19 protein-coding genes are annotated in these 21,431 nt (G+C 64.1%); 14 read left to right on the top strand and 5 right to left on the bottom strand.

Annotated elements, in window-relative coordinates:
• The first annotated feature begins 42 nt into the window (after window positions 1-42).
• From VSX77_RS02510 to VSX77_RS02485, 6 genes are all read left to right on the top strand, one after another.
• Window positions 43-468, top strand: coding sequence for a Fur family transcriptional regulator (locus VSX77_RS02510; RefSeq protein ID WP_338426094.1), 426 nt, complete (start codon window positions 43-45; stop codon window positions 466-468).
• Window positions 440-1,225 (top strand): lysophospholipid acyltransferase family protein, encoded by a 786-nt coding sequence (locus VSX77_RS02505; RefSeq protein WP_338426093.1) that lies wholly within the window; start codon window positions 440-442, stop codon window positions 1,223-1,225. The genes VSX77_RS02510 and VSX77_RS02505 overlap by 29 nt, the downstream gene beginning before the upstream one ends.
• A 7-nt stretch (window positions 1,226-1,232) precedes the next feature.
• On the top strand, window positions 1,233-2,570 hold the full coding sequence (gene miaB, locus VSX77_RS02500; protein ID WP_338426092.1) for a tRNA (N6-isopentenyl adenosine(37)-C2)-methylthiotransferase MiaB: 1,338 nt from the start codon (window positions 1,233-1,235) through the stop codon (window positions 2,568-2,570).
• 160 nt (window positions 2,571-2,730) lie between these two features.
• Window positions 2,731-3,723, top strand: coding sequence for a PhoH family protein (locus tag VSX77_RS02495; protein ID WP_338427195.1), 993 nt, complete (start codon window positions 2,731-2,733; stop codon window positions 3,721-3,723).
• A gap of 642 nt (window positions 3,724-4,365) precedes the next feature.
• Window positions 4,366-6,582: a TonB-dependent hemoglobin/transferrin/lactoferrin family receptor gene (locus VSX77_RS02490; RefSeq protein WP_422397268.1), complete on the top strand. Its 2,217-nt coding sequence runs from the start codon at window positions 4,366-4,368 to the stop codon at window positions 6,580-6,582.
• Window positions 6,583-6,711: 129 nt separating this feature from the next.
• Window positions 6,712-7,683 (top strand): DUF6607 family protein, encoded by a 972-nt coding sequence (locus tag VSX77_RS02485; protein WP_338426091.1) that lies wholly within the window; start codon window positions 6,712-6,714, stop codon window positions 7,681-7,683.
• 240 nt (window positions 7,684-7,923) lie between these two features.
• Here VSX77_RS02485 and VSX77_RS02480 read toward each other — a convergent pair whose 3' ends face one another.
• The gene (locus VSX77_RS02480; protein ID WP_338426090.1) at window positions 7,924-8,301 is read right to left on the bottom strand and encodes a DoxX family protein; all 378 of its coding nucleotides are present in this window, start codon (window positions 8,299-8,301) and stop codon (window positions 7,924-7,926) included.
• Window positions 8,302-8,436: 135 nt separating this feature from the next.
• On the opposite strand from VSX77_RS02480, the gene VSX77_RS02475 reads away from it, so the two are divergent.
• From VSX77_RS02475 to VSX77_RS02450, 6 genes are all read left to right on the top strand, one after another.
• On the top strand, window positions 8,437-8,892 hold the full coding sequence (locus VSX77_RS02475) for a carboxymuconolactone decarboxylase family protein (RefSeq protein WP_338426089.1): 456 nt from the start codon (window positions 8,437-8,439) through the stop codon (window positions 8,890-8,892).
• Entirely contained in the window at window positions 8,892-9,761 is an 870-nt protein-coding gene (locus VSX77_RS02470) for a sigma-70 family RNA polymerase sigma factor (protein ID WP_338426088.1), read from the top strand. The genes VSX77_RS02475 and VSX77_RS02470 overlap by 1 nt, the downstream gene beginning before the upstream one ends.
• A gap of 315 nt (window positions 9,762-10,076) precedes the next feature.
• Window positions 10,077-10,583: an rRNA maturation RNase YbeY gene (gene ybeY, locus VSX77_RS02465; RefSeq protein ID WP_338426087.1), complete on the top strand. Its 507-nt coding sequence runs from the start codon at window positions 10,077-10,079 to the stop codon at window positions 10,581-10,583.
• A 19-nt stretch (window positions 10,584-10,602) separates the two neighbouring features.
• Window positions 10,603-11,547 carry a hemolysin family protein gene (locus VSX77_RS02460; RefSeq protein ID WP_338426086.1) on the top strand — a complete coding sequence of 315 codons (945 nt, stop codon included), beginning with the start codon at window positions 10,603-10,605 and terminating at the stop codon, window positions 11,545-11,547.
• Window positions 11,548-11,588: 41 nt separating this feature from the next.
• Window positions 11,589-12,746 (top strand): glycosyltransferase family 4 protein, encoded by a 1,158-nt coding sequence (locus VSX77_RS02455; RefSeq protein ID WP_338426085.1) that lies wholly within the window; start codon window positions 11,589-11,591, stop codon window positions 12,744-12,746.
• A gap of 7 nt (window positions 12,747-12,753) precedes the next feature.
• Window positions 12,754-14,079 (top strand): replication-associated recombination protein A, encoded by a 1,326-nt coding sequence (locus tag VSX77_RS02450; RefSeq protein ID WP_422397267.1) that lies wholly within the window; start codon window positions 12,754-12,756, stop codon window positions 14,077-14,079.
• A 110-nt stretch (window positions 14,080-14,189) separates the two neighbouring features.
• Here VSX77_RS02450 and VSX77_RS02445 read toward each other — a convergent pair whose 3' ends face one another.
• A complete protein-coding gene (locus tag VSX77_RS02445) occupies window positions 14,190-14,606 on the bottom strand; it encodes a GFA family protein (protein ID WP_338426084.1) in 417 nt (138 codons plus the stop codon).
• A gap of 184 nt (window positions 14,607-14,790) precedes the next feature.
• Here VSX77_RS02445 and VSX77_RS02440 point away from each other — a divergent pair, with 184 nt between their 5' ends.
• Entirely contained in the window at window positions 14,791-15,801 is a 1,011-nt protein-coding gene (locus tag VSX77_RS02440) for a glycosyltransferase family 2 protein (RefSeq protein WP_338426083.1), read from the top strand.
• Window positions 15,798-17,471, top strand: coding sequence for a hypothetical protein (locus VSX77_RS02435; protein ID WP_338426082.1), 1,674 nt, complete (start codon window positions 15,798-15,800; stop codon window positions 17,469-17,471). The genes VSX77_RS02440 and VSX77_RS02435 overlap by 4 nt, the downstream gene beginning before the upstream one ends.
• A 52-nt stretch (window positions 17,472-17,523) precedes the next feature.
• On the opposite strand, the gene VSX77_RS02430 is transcribed toward VSX77_RS02435, so the two are convergent.
• From VSX77_RS02430 to ptsP, 3 genes are all read right to left on the bottom strand, one after another.
• Complete coding sequence (locus tag VSX77_RS02430; protein WP_338426081.1) at window positions 17,524-18,384, bottom strand: hypothetical protein; 861 nt, start codon at window positions 18,382-18,384, stop codon at window positions 17,524-17,526.
• Window positions 18,377-19,021 carry a class I SAM-dependent methyltransferase gene (locus tag VSX77_RS02425; protein WP_338426080.1) on the bottom strand — a complete coding sequence of 215 codons (645 nt, stop codon included), beginning with the start codon at window positions 19,019-19,021 and terminating at the stop codon, window positions 18,377-18,379. The genes VSX77_RS02430 and VSX77_RS02425 overlap by 8 nt, the downstream gene beginning before the upstream one ends.
• A gap of 86 nt (window positions 19,022-19,107) precedes the next feature.
• Window positions 19,108-21,405, bottom strand: a complete 2,298-nt coding sequence (gene ptsP, locus VSX77_RS02420; RefSeq protein WP_338426079.1) for a phosphoenolpyruvate--protein phosphotransferase — start codon at window positions 21,403-21,405, stop codon at window positions 19,108-19,110.
• Window positions 21,406-21,431 lie beyond the last annotated feature (26 nt).

Genomic DNA, 21,431 nt, shown 5'->3' with positions numbered 1-21,431 from the left:
GCTATAACGACAAACACCGCTGCAACGGCAGGAAAGGCGAGCATGCCCGGCAATATCGATCTTGAGGCTCTGTGCCACGAAAAGGGCCTGCGCATCACCGAACAGCGCCGCATCATCGCGCGTGTTATCTCGGATTCGGAGGATCACCCCGATGTCGAGACGCTCTATGATCGCGCGTCAAAGATCGACAGCGGCATTTCGATCGCTACCGTTTACCGCACCGTGCGGCTGTTCGAAGAAGCGGGCATCCTAGACCGTCACGATTTTGGTGATGGCCGCTCGCGCTACGAAGCAGCGCCGGAGGCGCATCACGATCATCTGATCGATGTCGAAACGGGCAAGGTGATCGAATTCGTCGATCCCGAGCTGGAAGCGTTGCAAAAGGTGATCGCCGAACGGCTGGGGTTCCGCCTCGTCGATCACCGCATGGAGCTTTACGGTGTCGCCATCGATCGCAAGCGCGACTGATCGCTCCTCGATCACCTGGCGGACGGTCGTTCGCCTCGTCCTGATGGTGCTGACGCTCCTTTTTCTGATCGTCCCGCACCTTTTCTATCGCGCCGTCGGGCGTCCCTCGCCGATGGTCATGGCCTTCCTCAACGCCGTCGGCTGGATCGCCGGATTGCGCATCCGCACCACGGGAACGCGGCTGCGGCGCGACGTATTGTTCGTGTCGAACCATGTCAGCTGGCTCGATATATTGGCGCTCGGCGGCGCCGCGCGTTCGGCCTTTGTGTCGAAGGCGGAGGTCGGGACGACGCCGCTCGTCGGCTGGCTCGCCGACCAGAACCACACCGTCTATGTCCAGCGCGAGGCGCGGCGCGAGATCCACAACCAGGCCAACGACCTGCGGAACGCACTGGCGCGCGGGCGCCCGGTGACGCTGTTTCCCGAAGGCACGACTGGCCCCGGCGACGGCCTGCTGCCGTTCCGCGCATCCTTGTTTCAGGCGGTGATCCCGACGCCGCCGCGGCTGCGCGTCCAGCCGGTGTTCCTCGATTATGGAGCGGAGGCGAGCGACATCGCCTGGCTCGATCCCGAATCGGGGCTCGACAATTTCAAGCGGCTGCTCGCGCGCAAGCGGCCGGTGCATCTGACGATCAATTATCTCGAGCCGCTGCCCGATGCGGTTGAGGCCGACCGCAAGCTGCTCGCCGAGGCTGCGCGCGCCGCGATCGCGGCGGAAATCGCGCGCCCTTCCGCCGCGGCGCCGCATCGCCTATAGCGCGCCGATGAAATCCGACTCCCCCAAAACCTTTCACGTCAAATCCTTCGGTTGCCAGATGAACGTCTATGACGGCGAGCGCATGGCCGAGATGCTCGGCGCCGAGGGCTATGTTCCCGCCGCCGATGGCGCCGACGCCGACCTGGTCGTGCTCAATACCTGCCACATCCGCGAAAAAGCGGCCGAGAAAGTCTATTCGGACATCGGGCGCCTGAAGCGCGCGGACGGTAGCACGCCGACGATCGCAGTCGCCGGCTGCGTCGCGCAGGCCGAGGGCGCCGAAATCGCCCGCCGCGCGCCGTCGGTTGATGTCGTCGTCGGCCCGCAAGCCTATCACCGCCTGCCCGAGCTGATCGCGCGCGCCGAACGCGGAGAGAAGGCGGTCGACCTCGACATGCCGCTCGAAAGCAAGTTCGGCGCGCTGCCGAAACGCGGCGGAAATCAGCGCCCGACGGCCTTCCTGACGGTGCAAGAAGGTTGCGACAAATTCTGCACCTATTGCGTCGTCCCCTATACACGCGGCGCCGAGATCAGCCGGCCCTTCGCCGATTTGATCGCCGAGGCGCGGGCGCTCGTCGCGGGCGGCGTGCGCGAAATCACGCTGCTGGGGCAGAACGTCAATGCCTGGGACGGCGAGGACGACCGGGGCCGGGCGATCGGGCTCGACGGGCTGATCCGCGAACTGGCGAAAGAGGATGGGCTGGAACGCATCCGCTACACCACCAGCCACCCCAACGACATGACCGACGGGCTGATCGCTGCGCATGGCGAGGTCGACAAGCTGATGCCCTTCCTCCACCTTCCCGTGCAGGCGGGCAGCGATCGCATCCTCGCGGCGATGAACCGCAGCCACAGCGTCGAATCCTATCTGAAGGTCATCGAGCGCGTTCGCGAAGCGCGCCCTGACGTCGCGATTTCGGGCGACTTCATCGTCGGCTTCCCCGGCGAAAGCGAGGAGGATTTTGCGGCGACGCTCGCGATCGTCCGCGCCACCAACTATGCGATGGCGTACAGCTTCAAATATTCGCGCCGCCCAGGCACGCCCGCGGCGACGATGGCCGATCAGGTCGACGAAGCAGTGATGAACGACCGGCTCCAGCGGCTGCAAGCTCTGCTCAACGAGCAGCAACAGGTGTTCAACGAAGCGACAGTCGGGCGCACCACCCGCCTGCTCCTTGAACGTAACGGCAAGCGCGACGGCCAACTGATCGGCAAGTCGCCGTGGCTCCAGTCGGTGCACGTCATCGCGCCGGGATTGAAGATCGGCGATATGATCGACGTGCGCATCACCTCGGCGGGCCCCAACAGCCTTGGCGCCGAACCGCTTATGGAAGCGGTAGCTTAGTGCGATCTTGCACCTTTCGTCCGTTCGTGCTGAGCTTGTCGAAGCACCGTCCTTTTTTGCGCCGCTGCAAGAAAGAACGGTCCTTCGACAAGCTCGGGACGAGCGGCTTTATGTCGCCAGTGTTGATTTAAGGAGCCTTGCCCACGTGTCCAAACGCCCGATGACCGCCGCATCCCCCGCCGAACCCGGCGATCGCGTTCGACTGACGGCCGAATTTGAACGGACACAATTGCTGGGCATCCTCTTCGGCGAGTTCGACCGCAATCTTGTCGCGATCGAAAACCGCCTCGGCGTCTATATCTCCGCGCGCGGCAACCGTGTGCAGATCGAGGGAGAGGCCGAAGCCGCCGCGCGCGCGCGCGACGTGCTCACCAACCTCTATGACCGCATCGAAAAGGGGCAGGAGGTTGATGCCGGCATGGTCGACGGGGTGATCGCGATGTCGGCGCAGCCGACGCTCGACGGCATCATCCGCCACGACGTCAACGAAGCCCCCACGGTGATGATCCGCACGCGCAAGAAAACGATCGTCCCGCGCGCGCCGTCGCAGGTTCCCTATATGCAAGCGCTCGCGCGCGACGATGTGATTTTCGCGCTCGGCCCCGCGGGCACGGGCAAGACCTATCTCGCCGTCGCGCAGGCGGTCGCGCAGCTGATCACCGGCAGCGTCCAGCGCCTGATCCTGTCGCGCCCCGCGGTCGAAGCGGGCGAGAAGCTGGGCTTCCTGCCCGGCGATATGAAGGAAAAGGTCGATCCCTATCTGCGCCCGCTCTACGACGCGCTCCACGACTGCCTGCCCGCCGAGCAGGTCGAGCGCCGGATTGCGTCGGGCGAGATCGAGATTGCGCCGCTCGCCTTCATGCGCGGCCGCACACTTGCCGACGCCTTCATCATCCTCGACGAAGCACAGAATACGACGATTCCGCAGATGAAGATGTTCCTGACACGCTTCGGCATGAACAGCCGCATGGTGATCTGCGGCGACCCCAAACAGGTCGACTTGCCGGTGCCCGCAACCTCCGGCCTTGCCGACGCGGTCGCGCGGCTCGAGGGGCTCGAGGGCATCAACGTCAGCCGCTTCACCAGCGCCGACGTCGTCCGCCACCCGATCGTCGGGCGTATCGTCGAAGCCTATGAGGGGCCGGGTAGCTAAGGCCCGACGAACTACGCCTTGGGGTTGGGAACCGCCGGTCGTTTCGGTCATGCCGGGCGGAGCCCGCGGTCCGATTCGGGCTGGGATCGGGGAATCATTCCAAAGGTCAGTAAAGGTCAGCCTTGTGCGGCCCTTGATCTGCCGCTTCGGCCGGGCACACGCGCCGAGCTCCTGCCTCCGTTTACAGCCGGGGAAGCAGTCGCTTTTGTCCACATATCGAAATAGCCTGGGTGAAGGCTGGCACAGCCGGATCATGTAGGACAGCGGTTTATTGCGTCCGATGATTTGGGGTGGGAAGCGGACCGTCTCCTCATTCCGTTCGTGTCGAGCGAAGTCGAGACACCCATCGACGCCAAGCCTAGCCCGAGGGGCATCTCGACTTCGCTCGATGCGAACGGGTTGGGGAGCGCGGCAACGGCAGCTATTGATCGGTAGTAGACATTCGTCCCACGATAGCCAATCTCGGTCGCGCCGAACTCCGATGCCCCATACACCCGCGACCGATCCGACATGATGATCTGCAATGCTATTTGTGTCCGAATGTTTTTTCGCAAACGAGTCGCAATAGCGTCTTGACCCTGAGATTTGGCGCTCCTAGAGAAACGCTATTGCGAATCACTCGCAATCACAGGGGGAATTAAATTGACAAGTTATCGTTCGCCGCGCCTGACCCGCTTTTCTATCGGCACCGCGCTGGGGCTCGCGCTCGCCGCCACCGCGCAGCCCGCGATGGCGCAGGATGACGACGGCGCTTACTGGCTCGCGCGCAAGAACCAGATCGTCGTTACCGCGACGCGCTCCGAGGTGCGCGCCGAAGACCTGCCCGTGACCGTCACGGTCAAGAGCGCCGAGCAGATTGCCGACGAGCTCGTCACCGACATCCGCGACCTCGTCCGCTTCGAACCCGGGGTCAGCGTCCAGCGCCAGCCCGCGCGCTTCGGTGCTGCGCTCGGCGCGACGGGCCGCGCGGGCAACGACAGTTTCAATATCCGCGGCATTGGCGGCAACCGCGTGCTGATTCAGGTCGACGGCGTGCGCGTCCCCGACGGCTTCAGCTTTGGCGCGCAGGCGTCGGGGCGGGGCGATTATGTCGATCTGGGCCTCATCAAGTCGGTCGAGATTTTGCGCGGCCCCTCGTCGGCGCTGTACGGCAGCGACGGGCTCGCGGGCGCGGTCAGCTTCATTACCGCCGATCCGGCCGACTTCCTGACGGGCGGCAAAAGCGTCGGCGGCCTCGTCCGCGCCGCCTATAGCAGCGCCGATGAGGAGTTCAGCGAAACCGCGATCCTCGCGGGGCAGAGCGGCGACCGGTCCGCAATGGCTGCCTATACCCGCCGCGATTATCAGGAACTCGACAACAAGGGCGATGTCGGCGGCGTGGGCGGGGCGCGGACCGAGCCCAATCCGCAGGACGGCCGTTCCGACGCCGCGCTCGCGCGCATCGTCTATGACCCCGCCAGCGGCCACAAGCTGCGCCTGACCGGCGAATATCTCGACACGCGGCTCTACACCAACGGCCTGACGGGGCTCAGTGCTTCGGTCGACCGCCTCGAAGGCTGGGATACGGGGGAGCGCAAGCGCGTCTCGCTCGACTGGAGCTGGGAGGGCGAGGGCATCGTCGATTTCGCACGCGTCGCGCTTTACTGGCAAGACGGCGAGGACAGCCAATATACCGAGGAAGACCGCACCACGCTTCCCGACCGCATCCGCCTCAACACCTTCGAAAACCGCGTCATCGGCGCTTCGGCCGACGCGCGCGCCGACTTTGCGACGGGGGCGATCGCCCACCGGCTCGTGTTCGGCGGCGACGTCAGCAAGACGCGCCAGCGCGGGCTGCGCGACGGGACCGTGCCGCCGGTTGGCGAAGTATTTCCGACGCGCGCCTTTCCCGAAACCGACTTCACGCGCGGCGGGCTGTTCGTGGGCGACGAGATCAGCGTCGCCGACGGCCGGCTGATCCTCTATCCGGCGCTGCGCTTCGACTGGTACGATCTGTCGCCGCAGGACGACCCGCTGCTTCCCGCTTTTTCGGGTGCGGGGCAGGATGGTTCGCGCGTCTCGCCCAAGTTCGGCGCGCTGTTCAAGCTGACCGATACGGTTCGGATTTTCGCCAATTATGCGACGGGCTTCAAGGCGCCCGAACCGGGGCAGGTCAACCAGTTCTTCGAAAATCTGGCGTTCGGCTATACCTCCGCCCCCAATCCCGATCTGGGGCCGGAGCGCAGCGAAAGCTTCGAGGGCGGGGTGCGCTTTTCCAGCGATCATGTCAGCCTCGACGTCACGGCCTTTTCGGCGCGCTACAAGGATTTCATCAGTCAGGAAGTCGTGAGCGGCAGTTTTACGCCGGCCGATCCCGCCGTCTATCAGTTCGTCAATCTCGACCGTGCCCGCGTCAAGGGTGCCGAAGCGCGGTTCGAGGGGCGGGCGTCGTCCGGCCTCTATGCGACGCTCGCCCTTTCCTATGCGACCGGCAATTCGATCGATCCCGATGGCACGCGCGTGCCGCTATCGACGATCGACCCGCTCAAGCTCGTCGTCGGCGTCGGCTGGCGCGAGCCGCAAAGCGGCCGTTTCGGCGGCCAGATCGTCATGACGCACAGCGCGCGCAAGGAAGCGTCGCGGACCGAGGGGCTTTGTACCCCCGCCTGTTTCCGCCCCGATGCGTTCACGATCCTTGATGCGACCACCTTTGTGCGGATTGCGCAGGGGCTGAGCCTGCGCGCCGGGGTCTTCAATATCCTCGACACGAAATACAGCTGGTGGAGCGACGTCCGCGGGGTCGCGTCCACCTCGACCATCACCGACGCCTATACCCAGCCCGGCCGCAACGCCTCGGCCTCGCTGAGCTATCGTTTCTGAATCGGCCACCTCCATCACGTCCGTCATCCCGGCGAAGGCCGGGATCTCGTCGGTGCGTCAGGACGAGAGGGTGCGATCCCGGCCTTCGCCGGGATGACGGATGAAAATAACGACAGGAAAGGGATTATCATGAACCATATTCGAACGCTCGCGGCCGCGCTGTCGCTCTCGGCCATGCTGCCGGTCGCCGCGGCGGCGCACCCGCCGATCGCGGCCGATGCCGCCGCAGCGAATTTCGAACAGGACCGCGCCGACATCCTCGCGATGGCGGGCAATTACAAGGTGCGGTTCGACATGCAGGAATCGACGCGCTGGGACGCGGGCTACACCCCGCTTGCCGCGAAGACGTCGGGCGGGCACGAGGTTGTCCGCGTCATCGAGGATAGCGGGCGCAAGATCATGCTCCAGCACCTGCTCGTCATCGAGCATGAGGGCAAGACGCACATCATCAAGCATTGGCGCCAGGACTGGGAATATGAACCCGCGCGCGTGCTCGTCTATTCGGACCGCAATGAGTGGGTGTGGGAAGATGTCCCCGAACGAATGCGCACCGGCCGCTGGTCGCAGACGGTCTATCAGGTCGACGACAGCCCCCGCTACGGTGGCTGGGGCCAGTTCGAGACGCAGGGCGGCATCCGCCGCTGGCGCTCGAACTGGACGTGGCGCCCGCTCGCGCGCCGCGACGCCGTCCGTAATCCCGTCTACGACCGCTATTATGCGATCAACCGCCATCAGCCGACCCCCGACGGCTGGATCCACTGGCAGGACAACACCAAAATGGGAACGAAGGACGGCAAGCTGGTGCCGATCGTCCAGGAATATGTCCTCAACACCTATATTAAATACGACCAATATGATGTGAAGGCCGCCGACGAATATTGGGCGGCGACGACGGATTATTGGGCCGCGGTGCGCGCGGCATGGGACCGCGTCGCCGCGGCCAAGGGCGGAATCGCGATCGACGAAAAGGCCGACACCGGCACCGTCATCAGCGGCCGCCTCCTCGAAATCGCCGACGAGGTTCAGGACGGCAAGCTGACCACCGCGAACGCGATTGCCGAGGCGACGAAGCTGATCGAGGCGAATACGCGCAAGATTTGACGGCCGTCATCATGTGAAGCGCGCACCGGGGGGCGGAACGGATGCCCCGTTTTGTGCTGATGGGATGCGATGGCAGCTTTGGGGTGGAAAGCGGACGTTTCGATTTACCGTCGCCCCCGCGAAGGCGGGGGCCGCCATCGGCCTTTTCCTGCGTCGCTGTGTAAACCGACAGCGGCCCCCGCCTTCGCGGGGGCGACGGCTAGGTTCGGTCGCAAACCGACATCGGCCCCGGACCGGCTCCTACTTCCTCCCGCCTTCGACGCTCCACACCCCCGCGCCGCGCGTCGCGATGAACAGGAAGATGAAGCAGTAAAGCGCGATCGTCTCGCCGCCATTGGCAATCGGGAAGGGTCCTTGCGTTCCGTGCGCGACCCAATAGCCGACTGCCGACATCCCGCTGGCGACAAAGGCCGCGGGGCGGGTGAACAGGCCGATGGCGATCAGCGCGCCGGCGACGAGCTCGATCGTTCCGGCCGCATAGAGCATCGGATTGAGCGGATAGGGAAAGGCCGCTGGGAAATTGAAGAATTTCTGCACACCATGCGCCAGGAACAACAGCCCCGCAACGATCCGCAGCAGCGCATAAGCCTGTTCGCCATATCCATCGAGAAACTTCATGACATGCCCCTCCCATGTTGATGAAGCGCCGAAGATAATTGATTTTCGGGCGCACGCGAAATTTTTTCGGCGCGCCATGTCACACCTGCCATTTCTGCCTCGTCATGTCTGTGCAACCCCTCAAGGAGACACGATATGACCCGCGTAACCGACCCCTTCGCCGCCGCGCCGCAGCTGATGAAACAGTGGATGGGCGTCAGCCTTGCGGTGCAGGACAGCCTTGAGCCGAGCCTGATCGAGCTGGTGAAAATCCGGGCGTCGATCCTCAACGGCTGTGCCAATTGCATCAACATGCACACCGCCGAGGCGCGCGCCAAGGGCGAAACCGAACAGCGCATCTACCTGCTCGCTGCTTGGCGCGAAGCCCCCGTTTATACGCCGCGCGAACGCGCCGCGCTTGCCTGGACCGATGCCTTGACCACGCTGTCGCAAGGGCACACACAGAATGCTCCGAAAGAGGCGCTCGAAGCGCATTTCACGCCGGAGGAACAGGTGAAGCTGACCCTGATGATCAACATCATCAACGGCTGGAACCGGATTGCCGTCGGTTTCGACCTGTGGCTTGAGACCCCGGCGGCCAGGGCGGCCTGATGACAGCGACGCGCCCGGACGATGCGACGGATGCAGCGGGTCTTTTTGATCCGCTGCGTCCGATGCTTACGCGCGTCGCATACCGGATGCTGGGCTCGGTCGCCGATGCCGAGGATGTCGTGCAGGATGCCTTCATCCGCTGGCTCGGCACCGACCGCGGCGCGGTGCGCGAGCCCGCCGCCTTCCTGCGCCGCACGGTGACGCGGCTCTGCCTTGACCAGCTCAAATCGGCGCGGGTGCAGCGCGAAACCTACATCGGCCCCTGGCTTCCCGACCCACTTGTCGGGGAGGAAGCAGCCGACGACGACGTCACTCTGCCGCTGATGCTCGCGCTCGAGCGGCTCTCTCCTCTCGAGCGCGCGGCCTTCCTCCTCCACGATGTGTTCGGCGTCGGGTTCGACGAGGTCGCCAAAACGATCGACCGCGACGCCGCCGCGGCGCGCCAGCTCGCCGCGCGTGCCCGCGCGCATGTTCGCGGCGCGCGCCCGCGCTACAAGCTTGAAAAGGAGCGCGGACTGGAAATTGCGCACGCCTTTTTCGAGGCGTCGCGCAGCGGCGATATGGCGGCGCTCGGCGCGCTCCTCGCCGCCGACGTCGGCATGTGGGCCGACGGCGGCGGCAAACGTCCGGCGGCCGCGATTCCGATCCTCGGCAAGGCGCTGGTGATGAAGGTGCATCGCAGCGTCGCCGTGTTGCTGCGCAAATATGGCTCGACGCTCATCCAAATGGGCCTGATCAACGGTCTGCCGGGTTTCGTCACGCGTGAGTCCGATGGCGAGCTTCAGACGACGGCGCTGGAGATTGAGGATGGCAAGGTCACCGGCATCTATGTGATGCGCAACCCGGACAAGCTGCGGCATATGCATTGAGGGGAGGGCGGTTTCGATTGAAGCCGGCCTTTATTTCATCGTCATCCCGGCGAAGGCCGGGATCTCACCCTATCGGTTTACCGCACCGGCGAGATCCCGGCCTTCGCCGGGATGACAGATAGGGGAATATCCGGTCGCCACCCCTCAGTCATCACAGGCGATCCGCCAAAAAAAACTGTCCTACTGCGCCGCGGCGCGGTAGCGGATGGGCATGATGCCGAACGACGCCTCCGCATGTGCAAGCTCAACGCCAAAAACGCGATTTGCGAGTGAAGTTGCGCAGTTTTCCGCCATTATGTCTGCGCAGTTTTTTTCGTGCTGAGCGTCGAAACCTACGCCGCAACGCCGTGGCCCGACACGCTCGATTGGGAGGCGCGCGCCGCCGAAGCGGTGACGGCAGCGCTTGCGATCACTCCCTTTGCCTCGCTCGCCGATGCGGCGCCGCTCGTCGAGGTCGCGGTGCGCCTGACCGACGATGCCGAGGTTCATGCGCTCAACCGCGATTTTCGGGGGAAGGACAAGCCAACTAACGTGCTCTCCTTTCCGCAGGTTCAGGCCGATCTGCTCGAAAGCCTCGCGAACAGCGACGACGGCGAAATCCTGCTCGGCGACATCGTCCTCGCGCGCGAAACCTGCGCGCGCGAAGCGGCTGAGAAAGAGGTTTCGCTCGCCGATCATGCGACGCACTTGATCGTTCACGGCGCGCTGCACCTCGTCGGCTATGACCATATGGACGATGCGTCGGCGGGGGCGATGGAGGCTTTGGAAGTGAAAGCCCTTGCATCCTTGGGCATCGCCAATCCATATGCGGATCAGGATTAACAAGGGAAACGCCGCCAACATGCCCGACGACCAGGGGTCTTCGAACCGATCGGAAGAGGACAGTAGCAGACCCGGACTGCTGTCCGGGCTCAGAAATCTGCTGTTCGGCGGCGACAAGGAACCGTCGCTGCGCGAACAGATCGAAGAGGTTATCGACGAAGCCGAGGAAGAGGGCGACGATCGCCGCGGCAGCAACATCGTCGGCGACCTTTCGCCCATCGAGCGCAAGATGCTGCGCAACCTCCTCCATTTCGGCGAACAGACGGTCGACGATGTCGCGGTGCCGCGCGGCGAGATCATCGCGATTCCCGAAACCGCGACGTTCGAGGACGTGCTGGCGATCTTTGCCGACGCGGGCCACAGCCGCCTGCCGGTGTATCGCGAAAACCTGGACGAGGTGATCGGCATGATCCACGTCAAGGACGTGTTTGCCGTGCTCGCCGAAAAGCGGCCGCCGCCGCCTATGCTCGACCTGCTCCGCCAGCCGCTTTATGTGCCGCAATCGATGGGCGTGCTCGACCTGCTCGCCGAAATGCGCGCCAAGCGCACGCATCTGGCGATCGTGATCGACGAATATTCGGGCACCGAAGGGCTGCTGACGATCGAGGATCTGGTCGAGGAGATCGTCGGCGAGATCGAGGATGAGCATGACGACGAACCCGAACCGCTGATCGTCGCGGGCGAGGGTGGCTGCTGGGAAGTCGACGCGCGTGCCGAACTCGACGACCTGGGCGAAGCGGTCGATGCGCGGCTGGGCGAAATCGAGGAGGATGTCGACACGCTCGGCGGGCTCGCCGCTGTGCTCGCGGGCCATGTGCCCCAGGTTGGCGAAGTGCTCGTCCACCCGAGCGGCTGGCGGATCGAGGTGACCGACGCCGACGAACGCCGCGTCCATCACCTGCGGTTGCACCCACCCATCGAGGTCGATCTGGAAGCACCGTCGGAGCGCCGCGAGGGGTTTTGACGCAATTGCCTTTGCCTTTCCGAGCGACTAGGCGAGGCGAGATGGAAGTTTCCGATCTTCGCATCGCCCTGTTCAGCGGCAATTACAACATGACGACCGATGGCGCGAACAAGGCGCTCAATCGCCTGGTCGGCTATTTATTGTCTAAGGGCGCGGCGGTGCGCGTCTATTCGCCGACCGTCGCCCATCCCGATTTCGAGCCGACGGGCGACCTCGTCAGTGTACCGTCGATGGCGATCCCCGGACGCAGCGAATATCGTATGCCGTTGAGCTTTTCGTCGAGGGTGCGCGAAGATGTCGCCGCCTTTGCCCCCAATATCCTCCATATCTCCAGCCCCGACCGCGTGTCGCGGCAGGCGGCGGCGTGGGCGCGGCGGCGCAGAATTCCTGTTGCCTGTTCGGTCCACACGCGCTTCGAAACCTATTTCCGCTATTACAACCTTTCGTTTCTTGAACCGCTCGTCGTCGCCTGGCTTCGCAAACTCTATCGCCGCTGCGACGCGCTGATCGCACCTTCCGAAAGCTTTGCGCAGGTGCTCCGCGACCAGCGGATGAACTATGACATCGGCATCTGGACGCGCGGCGTCGAGCAGGGGATTTTCAACCCCGCGCGCCGCGACATGGGCTGGCGCCAGACGCTCGGCATTGCCGACGACACGCCCGCCATCGCCTTCCTCGGCCGGTTGGTGATGGAAAAGGGGCTCGACGTCTTTGCCGATGCCATCGACGTGTTGACGCGCCGCGGCGTTCCGCATCGGGTGGTTGTGATCGGTGAGGGGCCCGCGGGTGACTGGTTTGAATCGCGCCTGCCGACTGCACATTTTGTGGGATTCCAGGGCGGTGCCGACCTCGCTCATGCGCTTGCATCGTGCGACATCTTCTTCAACCCGTCGGTCACCGAAACCTTTGGCAATGTGACACTCGAGGCCATGGCCTGCGGCCTGCCCGTGGTCGCGGCGCGAGCGACGGGCAGCGCGAGCATCGTCAAGCATGGCCACACGGGCTATCTCGTCGCGCCGGGATCGATCTCGGGCTTCGCCGACCATCTCCAGCGCTATTGCAGCGATACCGCGCTGCGCGCCGACCATGGCGCTGCGGCGGTGCGCGAAAGCGGTGCTTACCAGTGGGATGCGATCAACCAGGCGGTTGCGGATACCTATTTGCGCCTCATCCGCCAGAAACAGCGGCGCGGCGGTTGAGTTCGCGATGGCGGGCGATCTCTTCGGCGAGGAAATGCCAGCGGCGAAGCGTGACGCCGGGGCCGGCCCCGCGCCGCTCGCCGAACGGTTGCGCCCGCGCAGCCTCGCCGACGTTGTCGGGCAGGAGCATCTGACCGGCGCCGACGGCGCGATCGGGCGCATGGTCGCGGCGGGCCAATTATCGTCGATCATCCTGTGGGGTCCGCCGGGCACGGGCAAGACGACGATCGCGCGCCTGCTTGCCGAGGCAGTGGCGATGCGCTTCGCGCCGCTCTCGGCGGTGTTTTCGGGCGTCGCCGATCTGCGCCAGGCCTTTGCCGATGCTGAAAAAATGGCTGCGGCGGGCAAGCGGACCTTGCTCTTCGTCGACGAAATCCATCGTTTCAATCGCGCCCAGCAGGACGGTTTCCTGCCCTATGTCGAGCGCGGCACCGTCGTTCTCGTCGGCGCGACGACCGAAAACCCCAGCTTCGCGTTGAACGCCGCGCTGCTCAGCCGCGCGCAGGTGCTGGTGCTGAACCGGCTCGACGACGCGGCGCTCGATGCGCTGATCGATCGCGCCGAGACCGAGGTCGGCCGCCCGCTGCCGGTGACGGCGGAGGCGCGCGCTGCGCTGGTCGCGAGCGCCGACGGCGACGGGCGCTTTCTGCTCAATCAGGTCGAAACACTATTTTCCGTGGCGATCGACGCGCCGCTCGATCCGGCCGAACTCGCCGCCTTCCTTCATCGCCGGATGCCGGTCTACGACAAGGGCGGCGACGGTCATTACAATCTCATCTCGGCGCTGCATAAAGCATTGCGCGGGTCCGACCCGCAGGCGGCGCTTTACTGGCTCGCGCGGATGCTCGTCGCGGGCGAGGAGCCGCTCTACGTGCTACGGCGGCTGGTGCGTTTCGCCAGCGAGGACATCGGCCTCGCCGACCCGCAGGCGCTGGTGCAGTGCCTCGCCGCCAAGGACGCCTACCAGTTTCTCGGCTCGCCCGAGGGCGAGCTCGCGATCGTGCAAGCGTGCCTCTACCTCGCCACGGCGCCCAAATCGAACGCTGCCTATGCTGCGCAAAAGGCGGCATGGACGGCGGCGCGCGACACCGGCAGCCTCGCGCCGCCCGCGAACATCCTCAATGCCTCGACGAAGCTGATGAAGGATCTGGGTTATGGCGCGGGCTACAGCTATGACCATGATGCCCCCGACGGCTTTTCGGGCGACAATTACTGGCCCGACGGTATGGCGCCGGGCGATTATTACCGTCCCGTCGACCGCGGCTTTGAAAAGCGGATCGCCGAGCGCATGGCCTGGTGGGACGAGCGGCGGGGCGAGCGAAGCGGTGGTTAGCGCGTCGCAAAGGCTCCGCCGCGCGCCCGCGTGATCCTCCGTCGGATTATGCCGGCAGAGCGAACCTTGGCATCGTGAAGTCGCGGCGGCCCTGCCAACGGCGATCCGCCTTATTCGAAGGGTGGATAACGCTCGAACGAGGGCAGGTCGCCCAGATTTTCCATCCAGCCGATACGTTCGGCGGTCTGAATTTGCGCTTGCGCCGGGATGAGGTCGGGGTCGTCGAGCGTCGCAGTCTGCACGTCGATCAGACCGGGGAAAATCTGATCGTTGGTGTAAAAGAGGCCGGTGCCGCAATCTCCGCAGAAATGGCGGCGGCCATGTTCGGACGACGCGTAGATTTTCGGCGTGCCGCTGATCTCGATCTCATCTGTACTAACCATCCCCCAACCCACCATCGGCGCGCCCGCATGACGGCGGCAGTCGACGCAGTGGCAAAGCGCATGGTGCTGCACGGCAGTACTCATCGAATAGCGGATCGCGCCGCAGTGACACTGGCCACTGGCGCGAGGGGGGTGTTCCGTCATTTCAATCTCCTCACGAATCTTGTGAGAACATATCATAAACAAATGTGTCGTGGCAATCCAACGACAGTTGAACATTAGCATGATGTTAACCACGAGCGCGTAGTTCGTGGGAACACGGATTTTTCGGAGTTTCCATGGATCATCGCAGGTGGCACAAGCGGCCGTGGAGCGGGAGCGGGCGTCGATGAAGCTTGTCATCCAAATCCCCTGCCTGAACGAGGCCGAGGATCTTCCGGCGACGCTCACGGCGCTGCCGCGCCAGATCGAGGGCGTCGACACGATCGAAATTCTGGTCATCGATGACGGAAGCACCGACAATACCGCACAGGTCGCCCGGATGTGGGGCGTCCACCATATCGTGCGTCACCGCACCAACCGCGGACTAGCTGCAGCCTTCCGTTCAGGTATCGACGCGGCACTTGCGGCCGGAGCCGACATCATCGTTAATACCGATGCCGATGGGCAGTATGTCGGCGAGGATATAGCACGGATCGTCGCACCGATCCTCGACGGGCGCGCAGACATCGTAATTGGCGACCGCGGCGTTGGCGACAATGAACATTTCGGCCCCGTCAAGCGCCGGTTGCAGGGACTGGGCAGCGCGATCGTCCAGCGCCTCGCCAAGGTGCAGGTGTCGGATGCGGTCAGCGGCTTTCGCGCGATCAGCCGCGAAGCGGCGCTGCGGATCAACATCACGACCGAATTCAGCTATACGACTGACATGTTGATCCAGGCCGGGCGCAAGCGCCTGTCGATCGTCAGCGTGCCGATCCGGACCAACGCAACGTTGCGCCCGTCGCGTCTGTTCAAATCGATCCCGCGCTTCATCGTCAACACCGGCATCACAATGGCGCGCGCCTATACGACCTATAACCCGCTGCGCGCCTTTGTCGGGCTTGGGCTGGCGATTGCGTTTATTGGCGTGATACCGATCGTTCGTTTCCTGATCTTCTATTTTCAGGGGAGCGGTGATGGGCATGTCCAGTCGCTCGTCATCGGCGGCGCGCTGCTTGTTCTTGGCGCGATGGTGGCGGTGATGGGAGTGCTCGCCGACCTGATCGCGGCAAACCGCAAATTGATCGAGGCAAGCCTCGTTCGCCTGCGTCGGATCGAGGAGCGTCTCGATGCCAGGGACCGCCGGGCAACCGATCCGGTGAACGATGGCATCGGGCGCAAGCAAAGGACCGCGCGTTGACGTCGGTTTCTGCTTTACGATGGAAGGGTTATGCGGCTCGGCTGCGCCGCCCGACCGCGGTCCAGCTTTTGTACGGAATGCTGGCGTTCGTCGTTTTGCTTCAGATCGAGCTCGTCTTTTCCAAAAGCGTCAACTGGGACGAATTTTTTCACTTCAGCCAGATTCACCAGCATCTGCTTGGCCGCCCGGCACCGTGGCTGCAGGCGCCCTTTGTAGCGCTATTTTGGTGGGTTCCCTCGCTTCCGGGGGACAATATCGATCATATTCAGCTGATCCGGTTGCTTACGCTGTCGTTCGAGGTGGCCGCCGTTGCTTCCATTGCCGCAATAGTGCATCGCTTCTCGAACCGCGAAACAGCGGTACTCTGCGGGCTGCTCTATGCGACCGGCGGCTACGTGTTCCTGCATGCATTTGCACTGCGCGCCGACATGATCGCGGCAGCCCTGCTGATGGTGGCGTTGTGGATAGGCACGTGCCGCCCGCTACGGAGCATCGAAATAGCAGCGATAATTCTTTTGATCGGCCTCGCCTTTGTTTCGACGATAAAAACTGTCCTCTACCTACCTGCATTTCTCGGCGTCGCACTATACCGGCTGGAAGGGCCCGGTCACCGCTGGGCCGTGGCGGGCGCGGTGATGCTGTCCGTGCTGGCGGGCGCAACGCTGCTCTGGTCGGCGCCCTATTTGCCGACGGACGGCTTTTTAGGAATTGTGCGCGACATAGGTGATCTGGGCCGCGCGTCGATCTACCGCATGTTTTCCGGCGGCATCTTTCCGCAAGGCGCGTGGCTTGTCCGGCAAATCGCCTTTGCACCGCTGTTGTCGATCGCGATTCTGGGCGCGGCGCTCTATGCCTGCTGGCCCGGCCGCGACAGCATGGAGCGTATCCTCTCGCTGTCGTTCCTTGCACCGCTGGCGACCGTGGCGATCTATCGCAACGCCTTTCCATATCATTTTGCCTTCATCCTGCCGCCCGCAGTCGTTGCGTCGTGGCCTGTGGTCGACTGGTTTCGTCGACGCTATGGCACGATCACGGTGGCCCTTCTCCCGCTCGCTGGTGCGCTTGTGTTGTTCGTCGTCGAAGATCGGAATATTCTTTCGCGGCAGCGCGCGATCCAAACGGGTATCCATATGATATTTCCCGTCCCGGTCACATATATCGACAACAGCGGCATGGTCGGCGATTTTCCAAGGGCCGTAAATCATTTCGCCAGCGGTTGGGGGCTGGACATTTATTTCCGGTCGGGTGAGCCAATTTACAAGAAGGCCATCGAGATGGAGTCGGTTCCGTTCCTTTTGGCCAACAATGTGGTGCTGCAGCAGCTATTCGGTGACGCCGACAATGACGCAGGGTTTTTGCCTGACGATGAAAAAATTCTGCGTGAAAATTATGTGCGCCATTGGGGCGCGGTTTTCGTTGCTGGAAAGATTATTCCGGCGGGTGATCAAACTACCGGTTTCGAGGTAGCGATCCCGGGCGTTTACACCGTTGAAGGCGGCGCTATTATTGTCGATGGCACGCATTATCCCGTTGGCAGCTTGATCGAATTGCACAGGGGATTGCACAAGGCATCCGGAACCCGATCGACGGACGTTACGCTACGCTGGGGCGATAAATTGCGCCGCCCGAATTTTGCTTGGCCGAACGGCCCTATTTTGTCCGCATATTGAACTCGGCATCGGGCGGCGACCTAAAGACATCGCCGTTCTGGCGCCTCCGCTGCTAGGTTTTGGTTTTCGATTTCCATAGCTCCTGTTTCATCGTCGCAAGCCCATACCCCAAGTCGCCCGCAATCGAAGACCCGCGCAGCGCCAGCGTTGCCGCCATCAGCCCGGCCGCGGGCATGCCGGCGCCCGCGAGCGCGAGCAGGGCGGCTTCACGCACGCCGATCCCGCCCGGCGACACCGGCACTACGAAGCCTGCGAGCCAGGCGAAGAGGAACAGCGCGGCGAAATGGGCAAGGCTGGTGCCGGCTGGCAGCACGGATGCGCCGACGAGTGCCGCGGCCAGCGCAAAAGCGCCGAACGCAACGATCTGAAACGCCAGTGCGGTCAGCAACGAGCGGCGCGCCGCCAGCGATACGCCGACGACCAGACCTGCGGCGAGGAGGGCCGCTATCGGCTGGCGATCAAAGGCAAGACAGGCGGCCGCAACCGACATGCTGCTGACGAGGTGCAGCCCAACTTCGACGCCGATCGATTTGGCGAGCAGCTTATGCTCAATCCCGCTTCGCGCGCCTTCAAGTTGCCGACTGACATATTGGAACACCGACCCCGGGAGATATTTCATCAACACGCCGCGGGCATAGATGCGCGCCATGTCGCGCCGCGACTGGCGACCGTCTGGATCGACGACGATGCTCCATGCGCGTGCCAGCGCTCGATCGGCGGCGGCAAAGAGCAGCGCGGCCGCAGCCATCGAACCGGCGAGCGCCCACGAAGCGTGCGGCGCAAGCGTCGACCAGTCGAGCCGCCACAGCCGCTCGCCGATGAAGGCGATACTGACCGCCAGCGCCGCGCCGCCGAGCCATCGGCCGTACCGGTCGAAGGGCCGTCGGCGTGGCGCCGCGCCGGTGTCAGCCATAAAGAATGCTGGTGAAATCGGGGTAGGGGACGCAATAGGAGCGGCCGAAATAGCGGCGCTCCTTCAGTCCGCAATTCCGGATCGCGCTGCGATAGCGGCCGCGGCCGCTGTCATCGAGCAGGATGATGCCGCCCGCCGCTAGATGCGGGATTGCGCGCGCGAGGCATTCGGTGCGGCGGCGGCCGTCGATGACGATCAGGTCGAACACGCCGCCCACCTCATCAATCGCACCGATATAAGCGTCGCCGTCAATTTCGCGATGATTAAGCTGGATATGGGGAAAGCGGGCGACCTCTCTGATCAGCCGTTGATGCCATTCGGCATGATGTTCGACCGATGCGACGCTGGCGGCGTGGCGGGCGAGCCAGACGGTGCTGGCGCCCGCGCCATATTCGAACACGCGCGCATTCGGCCGCGCGCGCAGAAATTCGGCGACCTCGCGCGTTGCGGCAACATTCCACCAAGGCAAGCCCAACGCTATCATGCGTTCGATGTCATGGATGGCGAGCAATGATGCCGCCCAGCGCAGCCAGCCATATTCGTCGCTCTGCCGCGCTTCGAGGGTCAGCTTTTTCATCGGGCCAAGTCCGGCAATCGCGTGCATGACACCGGCGTAGGACCGTTTGACCAACTGCATCATATTCTCCAGCCTCCCGCGGGTGGGTGCAAGAGTGTATTAACCAAAATATTCCTGTGGAAAGGTTAATTCCTGACCGGTCGCGATCAGTCGCCGAGATCGACCTGATGCCGTTCGGCCCAGCTTCGATATTGTTCGCGCGGACTCGCCGCCGGCTGCGCCAGGATTGCCGGCATGTCGGCGCGCAGCGCGCCAAGGTCGAGCGAGCGGATCATCGCTTTTACCGGGCCGACGCCAGCTGGCGTGATCGACAGGCGCTCGATCCCGACGCCGAGCAGCGCCATGGCTTCGAGGGGGCGCCCGCCCATTTCGCCGCAGACGCCGAGCTGGACCTTTGACCCCGACACGATCTTTACCACGCGCGCGAGGTAGCGCATCACCGTCGGCGACAGCCAGTCGTAACGCTCTGCGAGCCGCGGGTGTGCGCGGTCGGCGGCGAACAGGAACTGCGTAAGGTCATTGGTGCCGATCGACAGGAAATCGAGGTGCGGCAGCATCAGGTCGAGCGTTTCGACGAGCCCCGGCACTTCGAGCATCGCGCCATAGCGGATCGCTACCGGAAGCTTTTTGTTGCGGCTCGCAAGCCAGGCGCGCTGCGCGACAAAAAGTGCGCGCGCGGCTTCATATTCCCAAGGTTCAGACACCATCGGGAACATGACATTGAGCGTGCGTCCGGCGGCGGCCTCCATCAATGCGCGCGCCTGTACCTTCAATAGCCCCTCGCGTTCGAGCGCGAGGCGCAGCGCGCGCCAGCCCATTGCGGGATTTTCTTCCTGCGCGCTGTCGTCCATATTCATATAGGGCAGCGCCTTGTCGCCGCCGATGTCAACGGTGCGGAAAATCACCGGCCGGTTGCCCGCGGCGTCGAGCACGTCGCGGTAAAGCCGCTGCTGCCGCTCGCGGGCGGGCAGCGTTGCCGAGACGAGAAACTGGAACTCGGTGCGGAACAACCCGATGCCGCTTGCACCGGTCAGGTCGAGCGCGGCGACATCCTCGCGCAGACCCGCGTTGATCATCAGCTCGATCGCAACGCCGTCCTTGGTGACCGCGGGCAGGTCGCGCAGCGCCGCCAGCGTGGCGCGGCGTTTTTGCGAGATTTCGAGCTTGGCGTCGAACGCTTCCTGCACCGCGGGCGTCGGGCGGACATGCACCGACCCGGTGCTGGCGTCGAGCAGCAGCAGGTCGCCCTCGCGGATCGAGCTGCGCACATCGCGGACGCGGCCGATGACGGGTACGCCCATCGCGCGTGCGACGATGATGACGTGGGCGGTGAGCGAGCCCTCTTCGAGCACGACGCCCTTCAGTCGGCGGCGGTCATATTCGAGCAATTCGGCCGGGCCGAGGTTGCGCGCGATAAGGATCGAGTCATGGCGCAGGCCCATCTGCGCCGCGGTTCCTATCTGTCCCGATACGATGCGGATCAGCCGGTTCGACAAATCCTCGAGGTCGTGCATCCGGTCGCGCAGCAACGGGTCGTCGATCTGGCGCATCCGCATCCGGGTGCGCTGCTGGACGCGCTCGATCGCCGCCTCGGCGGTCAGACCGCTGTCGATCGCCTCGTTGATCCGCCGCGACCAACCCTCGTCATAGGCGAACATCTTGTAGGTTTCGAGCACCTCCTCATGCTCGCCGCCGACGCCGAATTCGGCCTGGCTCGCCATGCGGTCGATCTGTTCGCGCATCTTGTCGAACGCGGCATAGACGCGATGACGCTCGGCTTCGGTGTCGTCGGCGACCGTATGCTCGATGGTGATGCGCGGCTGGTGGAACACCGCGACCCCTGCGCCCATGCCGTCGACCAGCTTTTGCCCCGACAGGCGCTGCGCCGACTGGTCGGCGGTCGCGGCGTCGGTGCGCGCGGCGGTATCGACAAGGTCGGCGTTGGCGATCAGCTCGGAAAGCACCATGGCGACCGTCTGCAGCGTCTCGATCTCGATGTCGTCATAGCGGCGCGGTTCGGCGTGCTGGACGCAGAGCACGCCGACCGCGCGCTCGCGACGGATGATCGGTACTCCGGCAAAACTGTGGAACAACTCCTCGCCGGTTTCGGGGCGATAGGAAAAATCGGGGTGCGCCGCGGCTTCGTCGAGGTTCAGCGTCTCGATCTGGTCGGCGATCATCCCGACCAACCCTTCGCCAAGGCCCAGGCGCGTGACGTGCACCGCCTCCTGCTTCAGCCCGCGCGTCGCATAAAGCTCGAGCGCGCCGTCGCGGAGCAGATAGATCGAGCAGACCTCGCTATCGAGACATTCGCCGATAATGCCGACGACCTGGTTTAACTTGCCCTGCGCGTTGACGCGCGATGCCATCACCTCGTGCAGCCGGGTCAGGATGGTGCGCGCCGACTGGGCGGCCGACGAGGGTGGGGGCGGGGCGTTGGTCATCGCCATCCTGCTATCAGAAGGATACG

Origin of the sequence: Sphingopyxis sp. TUF1, assembly GCF_036687315.1 — a bacterium.
GTDB classification, from domain to species: domain Bacteria; phylum Pseudomonadota; class Alphaproteobacteria; order Sphingomonadales; family Sphingomonadaceae; genus Sphingopyxis; species Sphingopyxis kveilinensis.
Note: the sequence above shows the minus strand (reverse complement) of the source record. Positions and strands in the feature narration are given on the sequence as shown.